Source organism: Clostridium sp. B9, assembly GCF_050509515.1.
Taxonomy (GTDB): Bacteria; Bacillota; Clostridia; order Clostridiales; family Clostridiaceae; genus Sarcina.
Genome location: NZ_JBNWKA010000003.1, coordinates 3,742,358 through 3,764,745, shown reverse-complemented (window position 1 = coordinate 3,764,745; position 22,388 = coordinate 3,742,358). Strand labels below are relative to the sequence as shown.

Sequence of the window (22,388 nt, the reverse complement as noted above, 5' to 3'; positions counted from 1 at the left end):
GTGTACAAAAATATTAACATTTTATTTAAAATAAGTTTCTTTTTAAAGCAGCAATATCTTTAATAGTAATAGTATCTCTTGAAAATTCTATTAAGCCAGCATCTCTCATTTTCATAAGTTCTCTAGATAAAGATGGTCTTTGGATACCAAGCTTATCTGCCCAGTCTTTTCTTGAAAAATCAAGCTTTATAGTTAAAGATTTTTCTTTGTTATATTTTTGTAGAAGATAATGGCAAATCATTTCCCTTATAGACTTCATTGTAACTTGTTTAAGTTTAGAACTAAGATTTAATGCTTTGTTTGAAAGTATTCTAAGTAATTCTCTTAAAAAACTTTCATTAGTTGAACAAAGTTTATATATGTAATCTTTATTTATATGTAAAACGGTACTTTCTTCTTTAGAGACAACTGACATAGGATAAGAATTTCTATCGCCAAACAGAAGGTTTTCTCCAAAAACATTTCCTCGCTTTAAAGTTGCAACAACCAATAGATTTCCACTAGGATCTAACTTTTGAATTTCTATAACTCCATCTATTATTACGCTTAAAAAATTACAATACTCACCTTCTGAAAATAATAAATCTTCTTTTGAATATGATTTTACTGAAGTAAAACTAGAAGTAAGCAATAAGTTTAAATCTTCATTAGTAAAATTAGAAAATAATCTACATTCTTTTAAAGCAGTTAATTCTTTAAAGTTCATTTTATCACCCACCTTTTTAAAATAAGTAGTATTATATTATTATGAATATATAATAGTTTACACTATTTTAAGCAAAACTTAATAGATAGGAGTGGAAAAAAAGTGAAGATTTATCTTATAGGAGCTTTAATTGGAGCCATAATAGGTTACATAACAAACTGGTTAGCTATAAAAATGTTATTTAGACCAAGAGAAGCTAAATACATATTTGGAATGAAGGTTCCTTTTACACCAGGGCTAATACCAAAAGAAAAAAGTAGAATAGCAAATAAAGTTGGTGAAACTGTAGGAACTCATTTATTAAATTCAGATAGCTTAAGTAAAGCTCTAAAAAATGATAGAGTAAAAACAAAATTTGATGCAATTGCAAAGGAAAAAATAAGATCTATAATTGAAAGTGATTCAACAATAGAGGCTAGTTTAAAAAAGCTTTTAGGAGAAGGCTATTATTCAGTTAAAGAAGATACAATTAGTAGTATAAGCAATGCTATATTAACTTCAATTCAAGATGAGAATTTTAAGAACAAAGTTAAATTTCAAATTGTTGAAGTAATAAAAGAGCAATTAAATAAAAAGCCAGAGAAGATAACTGAGTTCATAAATAGCGAGAGATTTAAAGAAATAATAAAAGAAGCTTTATCTGAAGAAAAAACAAGTAAAGCGATAGAAAAAGTTATTTTAAAGGAATTAAAGTCTCTAGAAGTTGATGAGAGAAGTGTTGGTGAAATTATCCCAGAAAAACTTAAGCCTTGTATAGAAGAGTATATAAAATCTCAAAAGGATACTCTTGCAGAAATAATAAGAAGACTTGTTAGGGATGAGGAAGTTTCTTATAAAATTAAGGCTGCAATTAATGAAAACATACCTTCAATAGTATCAATGTTTTTAAATGGAGATGTTATTTATGGCAAAGTTGTTTCTTTAATTGATAATGCTTTAGAAAAAGATGAAAATAAAGAATATTTATGTGATGCGGCATTAGTATTTGTTAACGAAAGCATGAAGAAAAAGGTCAGTGATATTACTAATAATATTGGAGAAGAGAAGCTTCAAGTTATATCAGAATCATTAGGTGGAAGAATTTCTAGTAAAGTATTTGGAGAAGAAAATACTAATATATTAATTGATAAAATAAATGTTAAATTTTCTGAGTTTAATAGTTATGATGAAATTCTTAAAAAGCTCTTTGGAGAGTATGAAAGTACCTTAATAATGAACATAGATTTAACGATTTCAAGGTTTGTTAACGACTCAAGATTAATTTATCAAATAAATGAAGTAATTGAAAAGGTATTTGATAAATTTTTACAAAATACCTTAAAAGATATATGTTATAATAGACAAAAACTAGAAGATAATATTACTGGTGTTTTAGATAATCTGTATAATGATTTTGTAGATAATAAGTCATCTAAAGTACTTGAAATTGTAGATATTTCTTCAATAGTTGAGGAGCAGATTAATGCTTTTGAAGTTGATTATGCAGAGGAAATAATCTTAGGTATAGCAAACAAAGAACTTAAAGCCATAACTTGGCTTGGGGCCTTACTAGGTGGAGTTTTAGGAATACTTTCACCACTTTTATCTACAATGTATATGTAAAGTTCAAAGGAGAAAATTATGAAATATAGAATATTTGATACGCATGCACACTACGATTCAAAGGATTTTGATGAAGATAGGGAAGCAGTAATAAAAGAACTAAAAGAAAATGGAGTTGTTGGAGTTTTAAACTGTGGTTCTGACCTTTATGGATTGAGAAAATCAGTAGAACTTTCAAGAGATTTTGATATATTTTATGCAGCAGTTGGAATACATCCAGAAAATGCAGATGAGTTTAATAATGAAGTAATAAAAGAAATAAAAGATTATGTTAAAGAAGAAAAAGTTAAAGCAATAGGTGAAATAGGCTTAGATTACTATTGGGAAGAAAATCCACCAAGGGAAGTACAAAAAGAAGTCTTTAGAGCACAAATGAAGCTTGCTGAAGAACTAAATTTACCAGTAATAATTCATGATAGAGATGCTCATGGAGATACTTTAGAAATCATGAAGGAGTTCCCTAATGTAACTGGTGTTGTACATTGTTTCTCAGGTTCAGTTGAGTTTGCTAAAGAGTGCATAAAACTAGGATATTACATTGGATTTACTGGTGTTTTAACATTTAAAAATGCAAAGAAACTAGTTGAGGTTTGCAAAGAGATACCATCAGATAGAATGCTTGTTGAAACTGATTGTCCATTTATGGCTCCAGTTCCTCTAAGAGGAAAAAGGAATAAGTCAGATTATATAGAATATATAATAGACAAGATGAGTGAGATTAGAGGGATTTCAGGGGAAGAAATGAATGAGATTCTTTTAAACAATAAAAATAGCTTATTTAAAATCAAATAGAAAGTCACGTAACAAAGGATAAATAATAGTCATAATAAATAAAGTACACTAATATACTATAGTGTACTTTTTTACACATAAATCAACCATTTTTTTGTCCAATCCCTGTATAAGCAGAGGTCGATTATTTATTATAATTTACAACTAAAAGTATAAAAAACTAGAGTCAGAAAATTTGACATACTTGAAAAGGTAATATATAATGTCGAAATGACTCTTGCCTAAAAGGGGGAAGTTACATGAAAAATTTATTTAAGGCATTGAAAGAGAAGGTTGCCTCGAAAAACAGCAAAATTATATTAGGTGTATTTAGCGTAGTTTTAGTATGCTTCGCAATCATTGGTGCAACAGCACATAAGAATATAATTATAGATTTAGACGGAAATAAAATTGAGGTTGCCACATTTAAAGGTAATGTACAAGCAGTTTTAGATCAAGAAGAAATTTATTTATCAGATAAGGATAAAATAGAACCTAGCTTAACAAGCGAAGTTTCTGATAATGATGTTATAAGCATCAAAAAAGCAGTTCCAGTGGAAGTGATGGTTGATGGAAAAGAAATGAAGATAGATTCTGCAGAGGATTCAGTAAAGGATATGCTGGCTAAAGAAGGAGTAACTCTAAATGAGTTAGATAAAATAGAACCTTCAGTTGATACAGAACTATCTAAGGATTTAAAGATTAAAATTACAAGAGTTGAAGAGAAAACAATAGTTGAAAAGGAACCAATTGAATTTGAAACTGTGGTTAAAGAAGACGACACATTAAAGAAAGGTGTTGAAAAGACTACACAAGAAGGTACTAATGGAGAAAAAGAAATAACTATTAAATTAGTTATGGAAGATGGAAAAGAAGTAGCTAGAGAAGTAGTTGAGTCTAAGGTTGTTACAGAACCTGTTAACCAAATTGTAGCAAAGGGAACTAAGGAAGAATTAGTTCTATCAAGAGGAAGCGATAATATAAATTACAAAAAGAAAATGGTGGTTGAAGCTACAGCCTATGCAGGAGATACAATCACTGCAACTGGTACAGTACCAAGAAGAGATCCAAATGGGTTAAGCACAATAGCAGTTGACCCTAACGTAATACCATTAGGAACTAAGGTTTACGTAGAAGGATATGGTTATGCAGTAGCTGAAGACACTGGTGGAGCTATTAAGAGTAATATTATAGATTTATTCTTAAACTCAAAATCTGAATGTCGTAGCTGGGGAAGAAGAAACGTTAATCTGTATGTTATAGCGTACCCTGGTGAATGGTAATATTTAAAGAGGGACTCTAAAAGAGAAAAATCTTTTAGAGCCCTCTATTTCTTTTTGAGAGTAAAACAGTAAGAATTTAAGCAGTTTGTTGACAGTTAAATAAGATATAGGTAAATTAAATATAGTACATATAATAAGAAAGGGAGTTTTAACCTTGATTAAAGAAGTTATCGTAGTTGAAGGTAGAGATGACATAACAGCAGTTAAGAAAGCAGTTGATGCTGAGATGATAGCTGTTGGTGGATTCGGAATAAATGCAAAAGTTATAGAGAGAATAAAAGAGGCTCAAAAAAGAAAGGGGGTTATAGTACTTACTGATCCTGACTTTGCTGGAGAGAAGATAAGAGCTATAATTTCAAAAAGAGTTGAAGGTGTTAAGCATGCTTACATAGGAAGAGCTGAGGGAACAAGAGCTAAGGACGGAAATATAGGTGTTGAAAATGCTTGCCCAGAGGCCATAATAAGAGCTTTAGAAAGTGCAAAAATAACTCTAGAAGAAAAAAGAGAAGAGTTCACAATACAGGATTTGATATACTTTGGATTATCAGCTGATCCAAAGGCTAAAGTTAGAAGAGAGTTACTTGGAAAAGAATTAAGAATTGGTTATGGTAATGCAAACCAAGTTCTTTCAAGATTAAACAACTATGGCATAACAAAAGAAGAATTTGTTAATGCTATAGAAAAGATAGAAAAGATGATATAGGAGAGTAGTGAATGGATATAAACGAGATAAAAGATATTAAAACAAAGGAGCTTGTACAAAAGTATAATTTTAGATTTTCAAAAAGTTTAGGACAAAACTTCTTAATTGATGATTCTGTACCAAGAGATATAGTTAATGGTGCGGATGTTAATGGAGAAGACTTAGTAATAGAAATTGGACCAGGGGTTGGAACACTTACTGTGCAATTACTTAAAAGAGCTAAGAGGGTTGTTGCTATAGAGTTAGATAGTTCATTAATTCCAATATTAACAGCAGAACTTGGAGATAATCAAAATTTCCAACTAATACATAATGATGCTTTAAAAGTTGATTTCAATGAAATCATAGGAGATGAAAAAAGCGTTAAGCTAGTTGCTAACTTACCATACTACGTAACAACTCCTATAATAGTAAATCTATTAAAGGGTGGATATAACTTCAAATCATTAACTATAATGATTCAAAAAGAAGTAGCTGAGAGAATGAATGCAGAGCCAAACTGCAAAGATTATGGTGCATTATCAATACTAGTTCAATATTACTGCAATACTGAAATAGTTAGAAAAGTACCACCATCATGCTTTATACCAAGACCAAAGGTTGATTCTATAGTTATAAGACTAGAAAAATTAGAAGAGCCAAGCGTTAAGGTTAATAATGAAAAGTTATTCTTTGAGATTGTTAGACATTCATTTAATATGAGAAGAAAAACTTTATGGAATGCAACTAAGAATGTAAAGCTTGATAAAGAGCTTATGGCAAAGGCATATGAAGAGGCAGGAATAGATCCAAAGAGAAGAGGAGAAACTTTAAGTTTGGCTGAGTTTGGAGCTCTTTCAGATGCAATAGACAAATATATGAATAAGTAGAAATGTTGAGAGAATAAGAATTTTTAAATTTTTATTCTCTTTTTTTTTATTCTTTCATATACTGTAGAGAATAAAATTATATTGGAGGGACCAGAGAATTGGCACATAATAAATCATATAGAAGTTTTATAATTTTACAAGAAGATGAAAAAGGACATTCTATGGCTTCAGATAAGCCGTTAACTGGATATGCCAAAATAGAAACTAAAAATGATAAGTGTAGGGTTTCTTTTTATGCTCAAAATTTAAAAAAGGAATATAAAGACTGTTGCATGATTCTTATATGCAATAAAAAAGACTTTAAAAAGAATATAAATCTTGGTCCAATGAACATAAGTCAACATGGAAAAGCTGAAATGAATATAGAATACGATTCTATCAACATAGGTGATTTAAACATATCTTATGACAAAATAGTAGGAGCTGCAATTGGAAAAGAGATTAATGGTAGAACAGTATTCTTTATGTGTGGATTTTTAAATAGTCAAATGCCTAAGGACAATTGGAAAAATTATGAGATGAAGAAGATTAATGCAGGTGAAAAGAGCGATAAGACTGTTAAAGAGTACAAATATAAAAAGGATGAAGAGGATAAAAAGGTAGATAAGAAAAATAAAGAAGAAAAAAAATCAGAAAAGAAAAAAGATTATAATGAAAGTAAATATTATGATGATAAGTATTCAGATGAAAAGGTTGATAAAGAGGAAATAGAAAAAGAAGTTCCTAAGAAGGAAAAAATAGAGTGTGAGGTAGAAAGTAAGCATTATGATAGAGATGACCATGATTATTATATGAGAGAGAAAGATAGTCATGAAAATAAAGAGGAAGTTAAGAGAGATTTAAAGGCAATAGAAAGCCTTGAGAGAACTTCAGATACTTACGTTGGTGATTCATATGAATTAGAAAGCAGATTCAATAGGTATGAGAAGAGTATAGAAGAGAATAAGTTGAGATCTAAGAAGAAAATGATGGAAGATACTTATGAAGTTGATTTTGATAGTCCTATAGGTGAAGTTTTAGTTGGAGCCTTAGAAGGATGTGAGAAGGTATGCGGATTTGCTGAAGATATTAAGAGATGTGCGTGGTACAAAGTTAATATAGATAGCTTTGATGATATGTGTAATATGTCTAATTATAATAAGTATGCAATGATGTATTATCCTATGATAAATTATTATCCTTATATTAACAAATCAGGCCACTTCTTCTTTGGAATAAAGTGTGATAAGAATGGAGAAATAAAATACATGCTATATGCTATTCCGGGAACTAAGGGGAGAAAAGATCAACCTTATGGAGGAAGAACAGGGTTTGTTACTTGGGATAAACATGGAGATGAAGGAAATGGCTATTGGATAATGTTCTATGACTTCGAAAATTCATCTGTAGTTATTCCTATGAAATAGAGTGACTTTAGAAAACTGTTTATATAGACCTTAATCTATATAAACAGTTTTTTATTTATGCAATTTATATAATAGGGTAATTTTTGTAAAGGAGATGAATATATTTTAATATAGACTTTAACTTAATGAGGGAAGAGAGGTGGAACTATTGAATAAAAAGCAATTTGGAATAACCTTAATATTAATTCTTCTTATGTTAATATTGGTTACAGGAGAAAATATGTTTAATAGTAACTTAGAAAAAGTTGCTTTAATAAACAATAATATTGAAGGGCTAAATACTTATACAGCTTTAGATGGAATATTAACTTACAAACTGCCTGATAGTTGGGATGTTGAGGAGAAAAAGTATCCAGGAAATTATATTATTTATGATAACAATTTTACAAGTGATAGTATGGGTATTTGGGGATATGTTCAAATATTAAATGTAGATGAAGAGTTAGCAAATATAATTAATAAGGATAAAGAAAAAATAGTTCAAGATAAAATAAGTGAATATAAAGTTGTGGATGAAAATATAGATGGAGAAGTAGTGAAAAAGGTAGTCTTTAAAGAAAAAAATGATAAGGGACTTACGTATATAAACACAGTTTACTACAAGCAAATAGGTGAAGATAAAGTAGCAAAGGTTTTATTTAATGCTAGTGAAGAAAGAGAGAAAGAGGATTATTCTATTATTTATAAAACTATAGTTGATAGCTTAATTGACAATGATTAGAAAATTTGATTTGATTTTGTATAAGTATTATAATTAATTTTAAAAGAGAAGCATAAAGCATGCTTCTCTTTTAAATTTACAAATAAATATGGAGGAGTTTATGAGGATTGTTTTAGGGGAGATTTTTGGCTTGAAGATTTATAGCTATGGATTTATGATAGGAATAGGCATAATTTGTGCCGTACTATTATTTATGAACAGAGCTACCAAAAGGGGTTATAATGAAGATAAGCTATTTAATGCAACAATATTAACTGTAATCTCTGGAATACTTGGGGGAAAGATACTTTATATAATTACGGAATGGAAGATGGTAATTGAAGACCCTAGTATTATATTTAGAGATTTTGGAAATGGATTTGTTATTTATGGAGCAATACTTGGAGGCGCTTTAGCTATAGCTTTATATTGCCTTAAAAACAAATGGAGTGTATTAGAAATTGGAGACCTAATTATACCAGGCGTAGCTTTGGCACAAGGTTTTGGTAGAATAGGATGCTTTCTTGCAGGATGCTGTTATGGAGCAGAGACTACAAGTGCTATAGGTATAGTTTTTCCAGAAGGGTCATTAGCACCAGCTGGTGTACCATTATATCCAACACAAATTTTCTCATCAGTTTTTGATTTTGCATTAGCATTATTTTTACTATGGTATGGTAATAAAAACAAAGGAAAAGGAAAAACTCTTAGCATGTATATGATTTTATACAGCATAGGAAGATTCTTTGTTGAATTTTTACGTAATGATCCTAGAGGTAATGTTGGAATGTTATCAACATCTCAATTTATATCAATATTTATATTAATAGGAGGTATTTTACTATATAATATAAATAAAATAAAAGGGAGAAAAGAAACAAGTGAAAAATAAAAAATTGATTTTAGTAACATTGATTGTAATTTTAGGTTTAGCCATTGTTGGATGTTTTGCTCAAGATATTAAGAATAAGATTTGGGGAAATAAGAATACTGATTTTGAGTATATAAAAGAAAATAAAGCAGATAAAATTGTTATTCAAAGTACGAGAGACCCTGGATTTAGATTCTTAGTTAAAGAAAAAATGGTAATAGACAATATATACAAAATGTTATCAGATGCAGAGGTAGTTAATAAGAAAACAGATTTACCTCCAGACTATATATTTGAAATCCATGTTGGTGATGAAGTAAAAACTTTTTATTATGTAACTGGAGTTAAGAATAGTGGAGAAGGTAATTTCTATGATGATAATCATTTCTATAGAATATCAAAAAGACTTGATAACTATTTAATGCAGAACATGCAGGTAATAAGAAAACCTAGAGAGTTTGATAAAATATACTATGATTCAATATTAAAAGTTTTAGAACAAGATAAAGATGATTTAAATAAGGATAATTTAAAAGTTGGTATCGATATACTTGGTGATAGGGATTGTACAAGATACATGTTATCAACAGATATTGAAGATTTCCAGAAACAAATGAAAGAAATAATACCAAATGCTTCAATAATGAACCATAATAGGGATGATTTTGATATAATAATTACTGTAAGAAATTATGGTTATACTTCTACTATGTTTAGAACTGTTATAACTATAGAGAATAAAGTAACTCATTCAGAAAAGAAATTCTATGTAGATGGGGAGTACAAAAACTCTTGGGACATTAAAGTTTACGACAGCTGGAAGGATGTTCAAAAGGAATGGGATAGTTAAACGAATGGAGGAATTTTGTTATGGGAAGTTGTGCAAGTTGCGCAAATAAGGATAAATGTAGTTCAGCTAGCAAGGATGGAGGATGCAGTTCATCTGTACCTGCAAAATTAGGAACTAACTATGGAAATATTAAAAATGTTATTGGCGTTATAAGTGGTAAAGGTGGAGTTGGTAAATCAACTGTTACTGGTATATTAGCTACTCAATTAGCTAAAAAAGGCTACAAGGTTGGAGTCTTAGATGCTGATATAACTGGACCATCAATGCCAAGATTTTTTGGAATAAATGAAAAAAGAGCTGAAATGATTGCTATGGATAGCGAAGGAAAACAGGTTAAATTTGTTCCAGTTGAAACTAAATTAGGAATAAAGGTTATTTCAATGAACCTACTTATGGAAGTTGAAGATGATCCTGTAATTTGGAGAGGTCCAATGGTTACAGGAGTATTAAACCAAATGTTTAGAGATACTTCTTGGGAAGAATTAGATTACTTATTAATAGATATGCCACCAGGAACAAGTGACATAACATTAACAGTAATGCAGACATTCCCTATAAAAGAATTAGTAATAGTTTCAACACCTCAAGATATGGTTTCAATGATAGTTAAGAAGCTTGTAACTATGGCTCACAAAATGAACGTAGATGTAAGAGGAGTAGTTGAAAATATGGCTTACATAGAGTGTGAGTGTGGTAAGAAGATGAAAGTATTCAGCAAAAAGTCTTCAGAAGAGCATGCTGAGTATTTAGGGCTTCCATTAATCGGAGAGTTACCAATAAACTTAGACTTAACAGAGGCTTTAGAAGAGGGAAGAGCAGAAGAATATGTTGCTGATAACCCACTGTATTCATTAATATTTGAAGGATTATATTAAGATAATATAAGAAGGTATGACTTATTTAAGTCATACCTTTAATTTTTTCTATTTTTAGAGAACTATATTTTATAATTTAAGAGAAAATATTGGTATTAAGACTTACATAGAATAAAGAAATTAGAGAATACTATTAATGTTAATTTAATTTTGAGGAGGAAATAGCAATGAAAGCAGCAGTAGATAAAGATACTTGCATTGGATGTGGATTATGTCCATCAATAGCACCAGATGTATTTGATATGGATGATGATGGAAAAGCTCATGTAATAGTAGAGGAAGTTCCGGATAACAGTAAAGATGGAGCTAAAGAAGCTGAAACAAGTTGTCCAGTTGGAGCTATTTCAGTAGGGTAATAGAAAAAGATTCTAATAGATTTATATTCTATTAGAATCTTTTTTTTGTTTAATGAAAACCACTCGCTATGCGAGTGTGTTCAGATGAGCTTTAGCGATGTAATAAAAAACCTCCTTTTGTTAAAATGAAAATAGGTTCGCAGCCAATTTTCGTAACAAAGGGAGGTTTTTAAATGGATACAAACAGTTTAGCACATACAAAATGGAATTGTAAATATCATATAGTATTTGCACCAAAATACAGAAGGAAAGAAATATATGGAGAGAAAAAACAAGAGATAGGTAAGATATTAAGACAGCTTTGTGAATGGAAAGGAGTTAAGATAGTCGAAGCGCACGCTTGCGTAGACCATATACATATGCTTGTTGAAATACCACCAAAAATGAGTGTTTCAAGTTTCGTTGGATTTTTAAAAGGTAAGAGTAGTCTTATGATTTTTGAGAAGTTTTCAAATTTAAAATATAAATATGGAAATAGACATTTCTGGTGCAGAGGATTTTACGTTGATACTGTCGGAAAAAATAAGAAGGCAATTGAAGAATATATAAGAAATCAAGAACAAGAAGATATGATAGCTGATCAAATTAGTATAAAAGAATATATGGACCCTTTTAAGGGTAGCAAGTAAAGAAGTATGCGGCTGGCGGACCAATTTAAGCGTCTTAAGACGCAACGCAAGTAGCATGCCCTTATAGGGCTGAGGAAATACCACCAGCTAAGCTGGTGGATTTTTATTCATTATATAGATTAGCATATATTATTTTAAAAACCTCTAAAGCCTCTTTAATTTTAGGTTTTAATAAATGCTTTTTTTGTTCAAATTCTTCAAAACCTTCAGGTGTTAATGAATATACTTTTTGTATTTTTCTGTTAGGATCATCCCAAGCCCCAATTACAAAACCCTGCTTTTCTAATTTTTTTAGAAGTGGGTATATTCCTCCTGTACTTGGAATCCATAATCCGTTAGTATGTTCACCTATTTTTTGAGCTAAATCATTTCCATTAGTTGGCTTAACGCTTAAAATATATAAGGCATAGATAGGAAGAAGACCTTTAGTAAAAACTTGACCAACTGCCTCCTTTTCCTTCTGAACCTTTTTAAGCTTAGCTACTTGTTTTTTATATTCATCATAAAGGCGTTTTTCTTCAGCTTTTATAAAGTCATCATTGTACATAATTAAATTTCCTTTTGAATTGATACCCCTAACATTCCAGGACCAGCATGAACACCCATAGCAGCACCAATAGCTCTAACCTCAGATTTTACTAGGTTAGGATGATTTTCAACAGAAGCAAGTACTTGTCTAGCTTCCTCTTCAGCCATTCCATTAAGTACAGCTATACTACACTTTCCAGCATCAAGATATTCTAGTATTATATTAGTTATTTTCTTTAAAGATTGCTTTCTTCCTCTAGCTTTAGCAAAAGTACAGTAAGCACCATGCTCATCTACTGTGATTATTGGTTTTAGGTGAAGTAAGTCTCCAACTGTACCAGATACTTTTCCTATTCTTCCACCACGCTTTAAATACTCTAAAGTATTTAGCGTATAGAAGCCAGTAATTGATTCTCTAATGCTTGGAAGAGCTTCTATTATATATTCATAGCTTTTTCCTTCTTGAACAAGTTTAGCAGCTTCTAAAACTATAGAACCTAAAGGGTAACCAATTATTTTACTATCAAATAAGTATGATTTCATTGAAGTTCTTTCTTCAATTACTAATCTAGCAGCATTAAATGTTCCAGATAAAGCACTAGAAATAAATATTCCTATTATGTGAGTATATCCTTCTGCTTCTAGCTTGTCTAAAATTGAGTTTATATAATCTGGACTACATAATGAAGTTGTAGGAACTTCGTTATGTAAGTTTTTATAAACCTCTTCTGGTGTTATATCAAAAATGTCATTATATTCTCTATCTTTGTATATTATTTTTAAGGGTAGTACATTTATATTAAATTTTTTTATTTCATTTATAGTTAAGTCACAAGAACTGTCTGTTAATATAGCGATTTTTTGCAATTCATCTGCCTCCAATCAATTATCTTTAATTGAATTATATATCAATAGTGATAGCATTATCAATACTGATAATGGTATAAAGAGAAAACAATCTGTTAATAAAATATTAAAACAGATTGTTTTTCAAGAAAACGGTTTACTTATGAACTTAATTGAAGTTTAGATTGGAGTTTTTATCTACAATATGCCATATAGTATTACCTCTAGATAGTTTTAAAGGTGCTCCATCTTCAGTTAATAATTTAGTTTTACTATTCACATTGTCTTTGCTCCAATTAATTTTTTCTATCTTTCCATTGGTTAATATATATCCAGGACCTTCACCAACTAAATCTATATCTATATGTGTATTATCTGATTGAAGAGACATATCAGTAATTTGAACTACTATATTTTTAAATTTTAATGCTTCTCCTGTGTTTTTATCTGTAGCAAGTTTTCCATCCATATACTTTTCATAGAATCCATTTATGTATTTATATGAAGTTTTATAATAGTTGCTTAAATCCATACTTAGATTTGATGCATAGTTGTTTGAATCTAATAAAGCATTATCTAAAAAATCAAAATGACTTTCTTTTGAATATTGATAATTATTACTGATTATAAAGTTTCTCACATTTTCTGCAGATGTGTATAAGTTGTGAGGAGCTTTTCTAGCATTGTCTCTCCAAAAGGGCGCACCAGTTGAAATTTCATTTATACTATTTAAAGAATCATCGCTAGATATTGTGGCTAAAGCCTCAGCACTTCCACCACAATGAGCAAAAGGAAGTTCATGTTCTCTAGATAGGTCTATGAAATATGGGCGTACACTTCTAACAGGACCTATAACCTTAGGTGAGTTTTCATAAAATACTGCTAAGAATCTAGGGATACCTCCCTCAGCCATAGTTTCATATATTATATCTGCTTCTGAAAGACCACTTTGAGGTCTAGCATCTTTTGAGTTCTCTACTATACACATAAATGGAATATTCTCAATTGCTTCTGCTTCTAAAATTTGGCCTGTATATGGACTAAAAGTTTTTAAATCTTCATCTATATGATTAGATGTGGTTTCAATAGATTCAGCTTTTGTTAAGTCTATAGAGTCTATTTTTTTTAAGGTATCTACTTTTTCAGGTGCTTTCAAAGGCATTATTATGTTACCTATGAATAATCCAACTAACAAACTCATTACTAATTGTAAAGAAATGATTATTAATTTTTTCATTTAAAATCCTCCTGTGTATTAAAATACATATTGATTATTATGTGACATTATATGGAATTTTATTCATCATATGGAGAAGTAATTTATATATTTTTCTTAATGTCAACTGAAGAGAAATTGAACATAGGCTAAGAAAAAAGAGAAAAAACGGAGATAATAAGGTCTTTTTTGACTATAAGGATTTTTAAAAATTAGCATAACTATTAATAGTGGAGTATAATAATCCGAGTACAATATATAGTGGAGTGGAGGAAGTATTAATGCTACATGTTGTGAAAAGGGACGGTAGAGAATCAAGATTTAATGCGGATAAAATCGCTAATGCAATAAAGAGAGCAGCCAATGAAGTTGGCGTTACAATAAGAGAAAGTCAAGTTTTAGATACTATACAAAAAGTAATTAACTATATAGAAATGTCAGGTAAGACAAAAGTAACGGTTGAAGAAATTCAGGTATTAGTTGAAAAAGCTTTAAAGGATAATGGATTTAATCAAATAGCAACAGCTTATAAGGCATATAGAACAGAAAGAACTAAAGTTAGAGAAATTAAGTCAGACTTAATGAAAGCTATAAGTAAGATCGGTGTAGAGACAGATAGAGATAATGCTAACGTAGGAAATAACTTCTCATCAAAATTATTAAGAATAGCTTCAGAATCTAATAAATGGTTCAATTTAGCAACTATGCCTAAGGAGTTATCAAGAGCACATGAAAATGGAGATGTGTATTATCATGATTTAGATAGTTATAACTTAACTACTAACTGTTTACACATACCTACAGGTGAATTATTACAAAGTGGATTTAATACAGGATACGGAACAATAAATGCACCAAGAAGAATAGAAACAGCAGCTGAGTTATCATGTATATTATTACAATCAACTCAAAATGATATGTTTGGTGGCCAATCACATCCAGACTTTGATAATGATATGAGTGTTTTTGTAGATCCTACAAGACAAGAAATTAGAGAAGAATATATCGGATTAGGATTAGAAGGCGAAAAGTTAGATGAGCTTGTAGAAAATAAGTTAAGAGAAAGAGTTCATCAAGCTATGCAAGGTGTTGTATATAACTTAAATACAATGCATTCAAGAGCTGGATCACAGGTTCCATTTAGTTCATTAAACTTAGGAATACCAAACAATGCAGACGCAGCTTTAGTTTGTGAAGTATTCTTAGAGGAATATGAAAAAGGATTAGGAAAAGGTGAGCAGCCAATATTCCCTAACATCATATTTAGAGTAAAAGAAGGGGTTAACAGAGAGCCTCAAGACAAATACTTCTATTTATATGAATTAGCATGTAGAGTAGCAGCAAAAAGAATGAACCCAACCTTCATGAACATAGATGCGGATTTTAATAAAGAATATTATGATAGAGGATACATGCCAGCAACAATGGGATGTAGAACTTATCTTATGAAAAACGTTAATGGAGAGCCAGGATGTAAAGGTAGAGGCAATATAGCTCCTACAACTATAAACTTACCTAGACTTGGTATATTAGCTAAAAATGATATTAATAAATTCTTTGAATTATTAGATGATAGATTAAGAGTTTCAAAAGAATCTTTAATGCATAGATATGGAGTTCTTAAGAACTTAAAAGTTAAAGACTTACCTTTTGTAGCTGGTCAAGGACTAATGAAGGGTGCAGAAAATTTAGGACCAGATGATTCAATAGAACCAATATTAAAGCAAGGAACTTGGGGAATTGGATTTATAGGACTTGCAGAAACATTAATAGCTTTAACTGGTAAACATCATGGTGAAGATGATGCTTCAAGAGAATTAGGATTAAAGATAATAGGTCATATGAGAGAATACTGTGACAGATTATGTGAAGAAACTAGCTTAAACTGGAGCTGTTATGCTACACCGGCAGAAGGATTATCAGGTAAATTCATAAAGCAAGACCAAAAGGCATTTGGCTTAATAAAAGGAGTAACTGATAAAGATTACTACACAAATAGTTTCCATGTTCCAGTTTACTATGCAACTTCAATTAAGCATAAGATAGATGTTGAGGCACCATATCATAATTTATGTAATGGTGGACATATAAGTTACTTAGAAGTTGATGATTGTCCAAATGCTGAAGCAATAATGAAGATATTAAATTATGCTTATAAGCAAACTAATATAAGCTACTTAGGAATTAACTTCCATATAAGATATTGTAAAGATTGTGGAACTTACCTTCATAATAATGAGTGTAAGTGTAATAATTGTGGAAGCCAAGATATTCAAGGTATATCAAGAGTTACTGGATATTTAAGTCTTGATGAAAGATTTGGTCCAGGAAAATACCATGAGAGAGAGGATAGACGTTCTCACTTAGAAGGTAATAAAAAAGCTTATCATTGCGTATAATAGAATATAATTAAACTTATAAGAGACATATCAATAATTTGATATGTCTCTTTTTTACAAAAAAGATTATTGACTTAAAATTTTTATATGGTACAATAGAAAACAAAAATAAAAGGCTTCGTATAACCCCAATAATATGGTTTGGGGGTTTCTACCAAGAACCAGTAATTCTTGATTACGAAGGAAGCATCATTTAATTTTTATGCTTTCTTCGTAATCAAGAATTTTTTTTTTGAATATTTTTAGACTTTATATAAACCAATGCATTTTAGGGAGGAAGTATAATGAATTTATTAAACTTACCAAAGATAGAATTACACTGCCATTTAGATGGTTCTTTAAGAGTGGAAACTGCTATTGAACTAGCTAAAAAAGAAGGAATAAAGTTAGAAAGCTATGATTATGATAAGGTTAAAGAATTACTGGTTATTCCTGAGAACTGCTCTTCATTAGATGAATATTTAAGAAGATTTGACTTGCCTGTTAGCATACTACAAAAGTCAGAGAATTTAGAGAGAGTAGCTTTTGAATTAATGGAAGATGCTAATAAGGAGAATGTAAAATATATAGAAATAAGATTTGCACCACTATTTCATTTAGAGCAAGGTATGACTCAAGAAGAAGTAATAGAAAGTGTAATAAAAGGAATTAGAAGGGCTGAGGAAATATATGATATAAAAGGAAATGTAATTTTATCATGCTTAAGACATCATTCAGTTGATAGTGTTTATGAAGTTATAGAGGCTGGTAAGAAGTTTATAGGTAAAGGTGTTGTGGCTATAGACTTAGCTGGTTGTGAACTGAAAGACTTTGTCAAACCATATGAGGAAGTTATGAGAGTAGCTAGAGAAGCTGGTTTTAGAGTAACAATACATGCTGGAGAAACTGGATATGGAAAAAATGTTAAAGATGCTATAGAACTTTTAGGTGCTGAGAGAATAGGTCATGGATTATTTATTTTCAATGATGAAGAAGCTTATAACTTAGTTAAGGATAAAGGTGTGACATTAGAAATGTGTCCTAAGAGTAATATAGATACTAAGGGAGTTAAAGAATATGTTGAGCACCCTATTTACAAATATCATAAGGATGATATAAAAGTTAATTTAAGCACAGATAACAGAACAGTTTCAAATATAACACTTACTGAAGAGTTTAGTAATGTAAATGAAGCTTTCCATATAAGCTTTGAAGATTATAAAAAAATATATTTAAATAGTGTTGATGCTGCATTCTGTACAGAGGAAGTTAAAGAAACTCTTAAATTAGCGATTTAATCTTAATAAAAATAATTTGTTTTGGTCGAAATATATATTTCAATAGATAATATTAAAAAGGATGACTTTAAATAGTCATCCTTTTTTTAGTTTAAACATATAAATATTTTTATTATGAGAGTATATAGAAAAATGGTATTTGCTATGATAATATACTTCTTAAAAATGAAAGGGGAGCTTAATTTGGCAGTTATAAATAAAGAAACTGGAGAAAAAATTTATATTGTTGATACTACTTTAAGAGATGGAGAGCAAACAGCTGGGGTAGTTTTTGCTAATCATGAGAAGGTTACTATTGCTAAAATGCTTAGTGATTTGGGCGTAGATCAACTTGAAGTTGGAATTCCTACTATGGGTGGGGATGAAAAAATAGCTATTAAAGAAATTTGTAAGAAGAATCTTAAGATTAGCATAATGGCTTGGAATAGAGCTAATAAAAATGATATTGCAGAGTCTATAGATTGTGGCGTAGATGCTGTTGCAATATCAATTTCAGTATCAGATATACACATAAAGCATAAGCTTAAGAGTTCTAGAGAATGGGTTATAGAAAATATGGTTAAGTCTGTTGAATTTGCAAAGCAGAATGGACTTTATGTATCAGTAAATGGAGAAGATGCTTCAAGAGCTGACGATGAATTTTTATGCAAGTTCATATTAGAAGCTAAAAATGCTGGGGCAGATAGGTTTAGATATTGTGATACTGTGGGAGTTATGAATCCATTTAAAATAAGAGAAAAAATAGAAATGATTAAAAAGAATACTTGGATGGATATAGAGATGCACACTCATAATGACTTTGGAATGGCTACAGCAAATGCTATAGCAGGAGTTTTAGGTGGTGCTAATCATATTGGTGTTACAGTAAATGGACTTGGTGAGAGGGCTGGAAATGCAGCTTTAGAAGAGGTTTTAATGGGTCTTAAATATGTTCATGGATATGATATAGGAGTTAAGACTGAAATGTTTAAGGACTTATCTGAGTATGTTTCAAAGGCATCAGGAAGGCAATTGCCAGCATGGAAAGCTATTGTTGGAGATAATATGTTTAGCCATGAATCAGGAATACATGCTGATGGAGCTTTAAAGAACCCAGAAACATATGAAGCTTTTAACCCTAGTGAAGTTGGTTTACAAAGGCAGATTGTAATAGGAAAACATTCGGGAAAGGCAGCTTTAGTAAATAAGTTTAGAGAGTATGGAATAGCATTAAAAGAAGGAGAGGCTACATGTCTTTTAGAAAAGGTTAGAGAGCTTTCTGTAATGCTAAAAAGAAGTCTTTTTGATAAGGAAATAGTTCAGCTTTATAAGGATTACTGTATTAAATAAATAAAAAAAAGGAATTTTATTAATAAAAAAGTGGGGCATTAATAAAAATTTACTTTTTTAATTTAACAATAAAATTTTTAAAAGCTTTAGAAATTACAATGTTTAATAGATATTAATGAAAAATTTTAGTAAGCAATAAATAAAGAGGGGGACTTAATTTGGGTGAAAATTTAGTTTATAAGATATTAAGAAATCATCTTGTTGAGGGAGAGTTAAAACAAGGCGAGTTTATTGGAATAAAAATAGATCAGACATTAACACAAGATTCTACTGGAACTATGGCATATTTACAACTTGAAGCTTTAAATATAGAGAAAGTAAAAACAAAGCGAAGTGTTGCTTTTGTAGATCATAACATGCTTCAACAAGGATTTGAAAATGCTGATGACCATAAATATATAAAGACTGTTGCTAATAGATATGGAGTACATTTTTCAAAGCCTGGTAATGGAATTTGTCATCAGGTATTTTTAGAGAGATTTTCTTGTCCTGGGGACACTTTAATAGGTTCAGATAGTCATACTCCAACAGCAGGTGGATGTGGAATGATAGCTATTGGAGCAGGTGGGCTTGATGTTGCTCTAGCTATGGCAGGAAGTCCTTATAAGATAGTGGTTCCAAAGGTTTGTAAGGTTAATTTAGTTGGAGAACTTAAAAATATGGTTTCAGCTAAAGACATTATTTTAGAAGTGCTGAGGAGAGAAACTGTAAAAGGTGGCGTAGGTAAAGTTTATGAATATAGTGGAGAAGGAATAAAAAGTCTTTCAGTTCCACAAAGAGCTACTATAACAAATATGGGAGCAGAGCTTGGAGCTACAACATCTATATTTCCTAGTGATGAAAATACTCTTGAGTTCTTAAGAAAGCAAGGAAGAGAAGTGGATTATTTAGAGCTAGGACCAGATGAGGATGCTATTTATGATGAGGAGATAACAATAGATTTAAATGAGTTAGAGCCAGTGGTTGCAATGCCTCATAGTCCTGATAATGTTAAAAAGATAAAAGAATTAGAAAATATAAAGGTAGATCAGGTTGCTATAGGAAGCTGTACGAACTCTTCTTATGAGGATTTAATGAAAGTAGCCAAAATTCTAAAGGGAAAAAAGGTTCATAAGGATGTAAGTTTAGTTATTGCTCCAGGTTCAAGACAAGTTATGGAGATGCTTTCTAGAAATGGGGCTTTAGGAGATATCATAAGCTCAGGAGCAAGAATTTTAGAAAATTCATGTGGTCCTTGTATTGGAATGGGACAATCACCAGGCACTGATGAAGTTTCATTAAGAACATTCAATAGAAATTTCTATGGAAGAAGTGGAACCTTATCAGCTAATGTTTACTTAGTCAGTCCAGAAGTAGCAGCAGTTTCAGCTTTAAAAGGAGTTTTAACTGATCCTAGAGAATTAGAAGTAGATTTAGACTTAAAAGAAGATTATGATTTTATAATAGATGACAGTATGATAATTTCACCAAACTGTTCAAAAGAGGAAGAAATTATTAAGGGACCAAATATAAAAAGTTTTCCACTAAATATTGAGCTAAAAGAAGAGTATTGTGGAAAAGTATTGTTAAAGGTTGGGGATAATATTACAACTGATCATATAATGCCTTCAAATTCAAAACTACTTCCTTTTAGAAGTAATATTCCATACTTAGCTAACTATTGTTTTAATACTGTAGATGAAGATTTTCCAAATAGAGCTAAGGATAATAATGGGGGATTAATAATTGGAGGAGAAAATTATGGACAGGGTTCTAGTAGAGAGCATGCTGCTTTAGCGCCATTATATCTAGGAATAAAAGGTGTTGTTGCAAAGTCGTTTGCTAGAATTCATAAAGCTAATTTAATAAATAGTGGAATTATCCCTATGGAATTTTTAAATAAAGATGATTATGAAAATATAGGTTCTCTAGATGAACTTAAAATAGAAAATATTTTTGAGGGATTAGATTGTGGAGTTTTAAATATTAAGAATATAACTAAAAATAACTATTTTTCTGTGGAAATAAACTTATCATATGAAGAAAAAGAAATGATAAGAGCTGGTGGAAAAATAAATTACCATAAGAGAAATAAATAATTTTTAGGAGGAGAGTTTATGAGTAGAGTAACTTTAATACCTGGAGATGGAATTGGACCAGAGATAGTTGAGGTAATGAAAAAGGTTGTTGAAGCAAGTGGTGCTGATATTCAGTGGGAAGAAGTTCAAGCTGGTGAAGGACAAATAGAAGTTTCGGGAGAAGTTCTTCCTAAGGAAGTTATAGAATCAATAAAAAGAAATAAGGTAGCTATAAAAGGCCCAATAACAACTCCTATTGGATATGGATTTAAAAGTGTAAATGTAACTTTAAGACAGGAGCTAAATTTATATGCAAATGTTAGGCCTGTTAAAAGTTTTAAAGGAATAAAATCTAGATATGAAAATGTTGATTTGGTTATAGTAAGAGAAAATACTGAGGATTTATATGCTGGTATAGAGCATAAGCTTGGAGAATATGGAGCTGAAAGTATAAAGATTATAACTAAAAGTGCTTGCGAAAGAATAGTTAATTATGCTTGTGATTATGCAAAAAACAATAAGAGAAATAAGGTAACTGGTGTTCATAAAGCAAATATAATGAAGTTAACAGATGGACTTTTCCTAAAAATATTTAGAGAAGAGTGTGAGAAATGTGGAGTTAATTATGATGATTTAATAGTTGATGCAGCGGCTATGAACTTAGTTATTAATCCAGAAAAATATGATGTTTTAGTTATGCCAAATCTTTATGGAGATATTTTATCAGATTTATGTGCAGGACTTATTGGAGGGTTAGGTCTAGTTCCAGGAGCAAATATTGGTGAAAAATATGCAGTTTTTGAAGCTGTTCATGGAAGTGCTCCTCAGATAGCAGGAAAAAATATTGCTAATCCTACCGCTCTAATTCAATCTGCAATAATGATGCTTAGACATCTTGGAAAATATGAAAGTGCAGATAAAATAGAATCAGCTTTAGTAAAAATTTTTGAAAATGGAGAAATTTTAACTCAAGATTTAGGTGGAACCTCTTCGACTAAAGAATTTGGGGATGAAATTATAAGAAATATCATATAAAACAAAAATAATCCACAGGTGAACAAAACATAAAGGCCTGTGGATTATTTTTTATTTTAACAACTGTGGATAATTTTCAA

At 30.3% G+C, this 22,388-nt stretch carries 21 protein-coding genes and 1 riboswitch; of the genes, 17 read left to right on the top strand and 4 right to left on the bottom strand.

Annotation, left to right across the window (positions count from 1 at the left end; genetic code table 11):
- Positions 1 to 25: 25 nt before the first annotated feature.
- The gene (locus tag ACQZHJ_RS17050; RefSeq protein ID WP_430486670.1) at positions 26 to 706 is read right to left on the bottom strand and encodes a Crp/Fnr family transcriptional regulator; all 681 of its coding nucleotides are present in this window, start codon (positions 704 to 706) and stop codon (positions 26 to 28) included.
- A gap of 102 nt (positions 707 to 808) precedes the next feature.
- On the opposite strand from ACQZHJ_RS17050, the gene ACQZHJ_RS17045 reads away from it, so the two are divergent.
- From ACQZHJ_RS17045 to tnpA, 12 genes are all read left to right on the top strand, one after another.
- A complete protein-coding gene (locus ACQZHJ_RS17045) occupies positions 809 to 2,308 on the top strand; it encodes a DUF445 family protein (RefSeq protein ID WP_430486669.1) in 1,500 nt (499 codons plus the stop codon).
- Between the two features lie 18 nt (positions 2,309 to 2,326).
- Complete coding sequence (locus ACQZHJ_RS17040; protein ID WP_430486668.1) at positions 2,327 to 3,100, top strand: TatD family hydrolase; 774 nt, start codon at positions 2,327 to 2,329, stop codon at positions 3,098 to 3,100.
- Positions 3,101 to 3,339: 239 nt separating this feature from the next.
- Positions 3,340 to 4,362: a ubiquitin-like domain-containing protein gene (locus tag ACQZHJ_RS17035; RefSeq protein WP_430486667.1), complete on the top strand. Its 1,023-nt coding sequence runs from the start codon at positions 3,340 to 3,342 to the stop codon at positions 4,360 to 4,362.
- A 154-nt stretch (positions 4,363 to 4,516) separates the two neighbouring features.
- Positions 4,517 to 5,065, top strand: coding sequence for a ribonuclease M5 (gene rnmV, locus ACQZHJ_RS17030; protein ID WP_430486666.1), 549 nt, complete (start codon positions 4,517 to 4,519; stop codon positions 5,063 to 5,065).
- An 11-nt stretch (positions 5,066 to 5,076) separates the two neighbouring features.
- Positions 5,077 to 5,934 carry a 16S rRNA (adenine(1518)-N(6)/adenine(1519)-N(6))-dimethyltransferase RsmA gene (gene rsmA, locus ACQZHJ_RS17025; protein WP_430486665.1) on the top strand — a complete coding sequence of 286 codons (858 nt, stop codon included), beginning with the start codon at positions 5,077 to 5,079 and terminating at the stop codon, positions 5,932 to 5,934.
- 98 nt (positions 5,935 to 6,032) lie between these two features.
- Complete coding sequence (locus ACQZHJ_RS17020; protein WP_430486664.1) at positions 6,033 to 7,340, top strand: hypothetical protein; 1,308 nt, start codon at positions 6,033 to 6,035, stop codon at positions 7,338 to 7,340.
- A 139-nt stretch (positions 7,341 to 7,479) separates the two neighbouring features.
- Positions 7,480 to 8,061: a hypothetical protein gene (locus tag ACQZHJ_RS17015; RefSeq protein ID WP_430486663.1), complete on the top strand. Its 582-nt coding sequence runs from the start codon at positions 7,480 to 7,482 to the stop codon at positions 8,059 to 8,061.
- A 100-nt stretch (positions 8,062 to 8,161) separates the two neighbouring features.
- The gene (locus ACQZHJ_RS17010; RefSeq protein WP_430486662.1) at positions 8,162 to 8,932 is read left to right on the top strand and encodes a prolipoprotein diacylglyceryl transferase; all 771 of its coding nucleotides are present in this window, start codon (positions 8,162 to 8,164) and stop codon (positions 8,930 to 8,932) included.
- Positions 8,922 to 9,761, top strand: coding sequence for a hypothetical protein (locus ACQZHJ_RS17005; protein ID WP_430486661.1), 840 nt, complete (start codon positions 8,922 to 8,924; stop codon positions 9,759 to 9,761). The genes ACQZHJ_RS17010 and ACQZHJ_RS17005 overlap by 11 nt, the downstream gene beginning before the upstream one ends.
- Before the next feature lie 20 nt (positions 9,762 to 9,781).
- Positions 9,782 to 10,636 (top strand): Mrp/NBP35 family ATP-binding protein, encoded by an 855-nt coding sequence (locus ACQZHJ_RS17000; protein ID WP_430486660.1) that lies wholly within the window; start codon positions 9,782 to 9,784, stop codon positions 10,634 to 10,636.
- A 167-nt stretch (positions 10,637 to 10,803) separates the two neighbouring features.
- Positions 10,804 to 10,992 carry a ferredoxin gene (locus tag ACQZHJ_RS16995; protein ID WP_430486659.1) on the top strand — a complete coding sequence of 63 codons (189 nt, stop codon included), beginning with the start codon at positions 10,804 to 10,806 and terminating at the stop codon, positions 10,990 to 10,992.
- A 173-nt stretch (positions 10,993 to 11,165) separates the two neighbouring features.
- On the top strand, positions 11,166 to 11,621 hold the full coding sequence (tnpA, locus tag ACQZHJ_RS16990; RefSeq protein WP_124044959.1) for an IS200/IS605 family transposase: 456 nt from the start codon (positions 11,166 to 11,168) through the stop codon (positions 11,619 to 11,621).
- Between the two features lie 103 nt (positions 11,622 to 11,724).
- Here tnpA and ACQZHJ_RS16985 read toward each other — a convergent pair whose 3' ends face one another.
- The 3 genes from ACQZHJ_RS16985 to ACQZHJ_RS16975 form a co-directional block, all read right to left on the bottom strand.
- On the bottom strand, positions 11,725 to 12,168 hold the full coding sequence (locus tag ACQZHJ_RS16985) for a PadR family transcriptional regulator (protein WP_430486658.1): 444 nt from the start codon (positions 12,166 to 12,168) through the stop codon (positions 11,725 to 11,727).
- A gap of 2 nt (positions 12,169 to 12,170) precedes the next feature.
- Positions 12,171 to 13,016, bottom strand: coding sequence for a DegV family protein (locus ACQZHJ_RS16980; protein WP_430486657.1), 846 nt, complete (start codon positions 13,014 to 13,016; stop codon positions 12,171 to 12,173).
- Positions 13,017 to 13,164: 148 nt separating this feature from the next.
- Positions 13,165 to 14,232 (bottom strand): DUF3048 domain-containing protein, encoded by a 1,068-nt coding sequence (locus tag ACQZHJ_RS16975; protein ID WP_430486656.1) that lies wholly within the window; start codon positions 14,230 to 14,232, stop codon positions 13,165 to 13,167.
- A gap of 260 nt (positions 14,233 to 14,492) precedes the next feature.
- On the opposite strand from ACQZHJ_RS16975, the gene ACQZHJ_RS16970 reads away from it, so the two are divergent.
- From ACQZHJ_RS16970 to ACQZHJ_RS16950, 5 genes are all read left to right on the top strand, one after another.
- Positions 14,493 to 16,610, top strand: a complete 2,118-nt coding sequence (locus ACQZHJ_RS16970; RefSeq protein ID WP_430486655.1) for an anaerobic ribonucleoside triphosphate reductase — start codon at positions 14,493 to 14,495, stop codon at positions 16,608 to 16,610.
- Between the two features lie 98 nt (positions 16,611 to 16,708).
- Positions 16,709 to 16,808: riboswitch (purine riboswitch) on the top strand.
- Between the two features lie 86 nt (positions 16,809 to 16,894).
- Positions 16,895 to 17,887 carry an adenosine deaminase gene (gene add / locus ACQZHJ_RS16965; protein WP_430486654.1) on the top strand — a complete coding sequence of 331 codons (993 nt, stop codon included), beginning with the start codon at positions 16,895 to 16,897 and terminating at the stop codon, positions 17,885 to 17,887.
- Between the two features lie 183 nt (positions 17,888 to 18,070).
- A complete protein-coding gene (gene nifV / locus ACQZHJ_RS16960) occupies positions 18,071 to 19,216 on the top strand; it encodes a homocitrate synthase (protein ID WP_430486653.1) in 1,146 nt (381 codons plus the stop codon).
- A gap of 158 nt (positions 19,217 to 19,374) precedes the next feature.
- Positions 19,375 to 21,294, top strand: coding sequence for an aconitate hydratase (locus tag ACQZHJ_RS16955; RefSeq protein WP_430486652.1), 1,920 nt, complete (start codon positions 19,375 to 19,377; stop codon positions 21,292 to 21,294).
- An 18-nt stretch (positions 21,295 to 21,312) separates the two neighbouring features.
- Positions 21,313 to 22,308 (top strand): isocitrate/isopropylmalate dehydrogenase family protein, encoded by a 996-nt coding sequence (locus ACQZHJ_RS16950; RefSeq protein WP_430486651.1) that lies wholly within the window; start codon positions 21,313 to 21,315, stop codon positions 22,306 to 22,308.
- The last annotated feature ends 80 nt before the right edge of the window (positions 22,309 to 22,388 follow it).

What these genes read in the sequence shown, in the direction of transcription:
- ACQZHJ_RS17050 (WP_430486670.1), bottom strand. Translation starts at nt 706, where the DNA reads ATGAACTTTAAAGAATTAACTGCTTTAAAAGAATGTAGATTATTTTCT.
- ACQZHJ_RS17040 (WP_430486668.1), top strand. Translation starts at nt 2,327, where the DNA reads ATGAAATATAGAATATTTGATACGCATGCACACTACGATTCAAAGGAT.
- ACQZHJ_RS17035 (WP_430486667.1), top strand. Translation starts at nt 3,340, where the DNA reads ATGAAAAATTTATTTAAGGCATTGAAAGAGAAGGTTGCCTCGAAAAAC.
- rsmA (WP_430486665.1), top strand. Translation starts at nt 5,077, where the DNA reads ATGGATATAAACGAGATAAAAGATATTAAAACAAAGGAGCTTGTACAA.
- ACQZHJ_RS17010 (WP_430486662.1), top strand. Translation starts at nt 8,162, where the DNA reads ATGAGGATTGTTTTAGGGGAGATTTTTGGCTTGAAGATTTATAGCTAT.
- ACQZHJ_RS17000 (WP_430486660.1), top strand. Translation starts at nt 9,782, where the DNA reads ATGGGAAGTTGTGCAAGTTGCGCAAATAAGGATAAATGTAGTTCAGCT.
- ACQZHJ_RS16995 (WP_430486659.1), top strand. Translation starts at nt 10,804, where the DNA reads ATGAAAGCAGCAGTAGATAAAGATACTTGCATTGGATGTGGATTATGT.
- tnpA (WP_124044959.1), top strand. Translation starts at nt 11,166, where the DNA reads ATGGATACAAACAGTTTAGCACATACAAAATGGAATTGTAAATATCAT.
- ACQZHJ_RS16985 (WP_430486658.1), bottom strand. Translation starts at nt 12,168, where the DNA reads ATGTACAATGATGACTTTATAAAAGCTGAAGAAAAACGCCTTTATGAT.
- ACQZHJ_RS16975 (WP_430486656.1), bottom strand. Translation starts at nt 14,232, where the DNA reads ATGAAAAAATTAATAATCATTTCTTTACAATTAGTAATGAGTTTGTTA.
- ACQZHJ_RS16970 (WP_430486655.1), top strand. Translation starts at nt 14,493, where the DNA reads ATGCTACATGTTGTGAAAAGGGACGGTAGAGAATCAAGATTTAATGCG.
- add (WP_430486654.1), top strand. Translation starts at nt 16,895, where the DNA reads ATGAATTTATTAAACTTACCAAAGATAGAATTACACTGCCATTTAGAT.
- ACQZHJ_RS16950 (WP_430486651.1), top strand. Translation starts at nt 21,313, where the DNA reads ATGAGTAGAGTAACTTTAATACCTGGAGATGGAATTGGACCAGAGATA.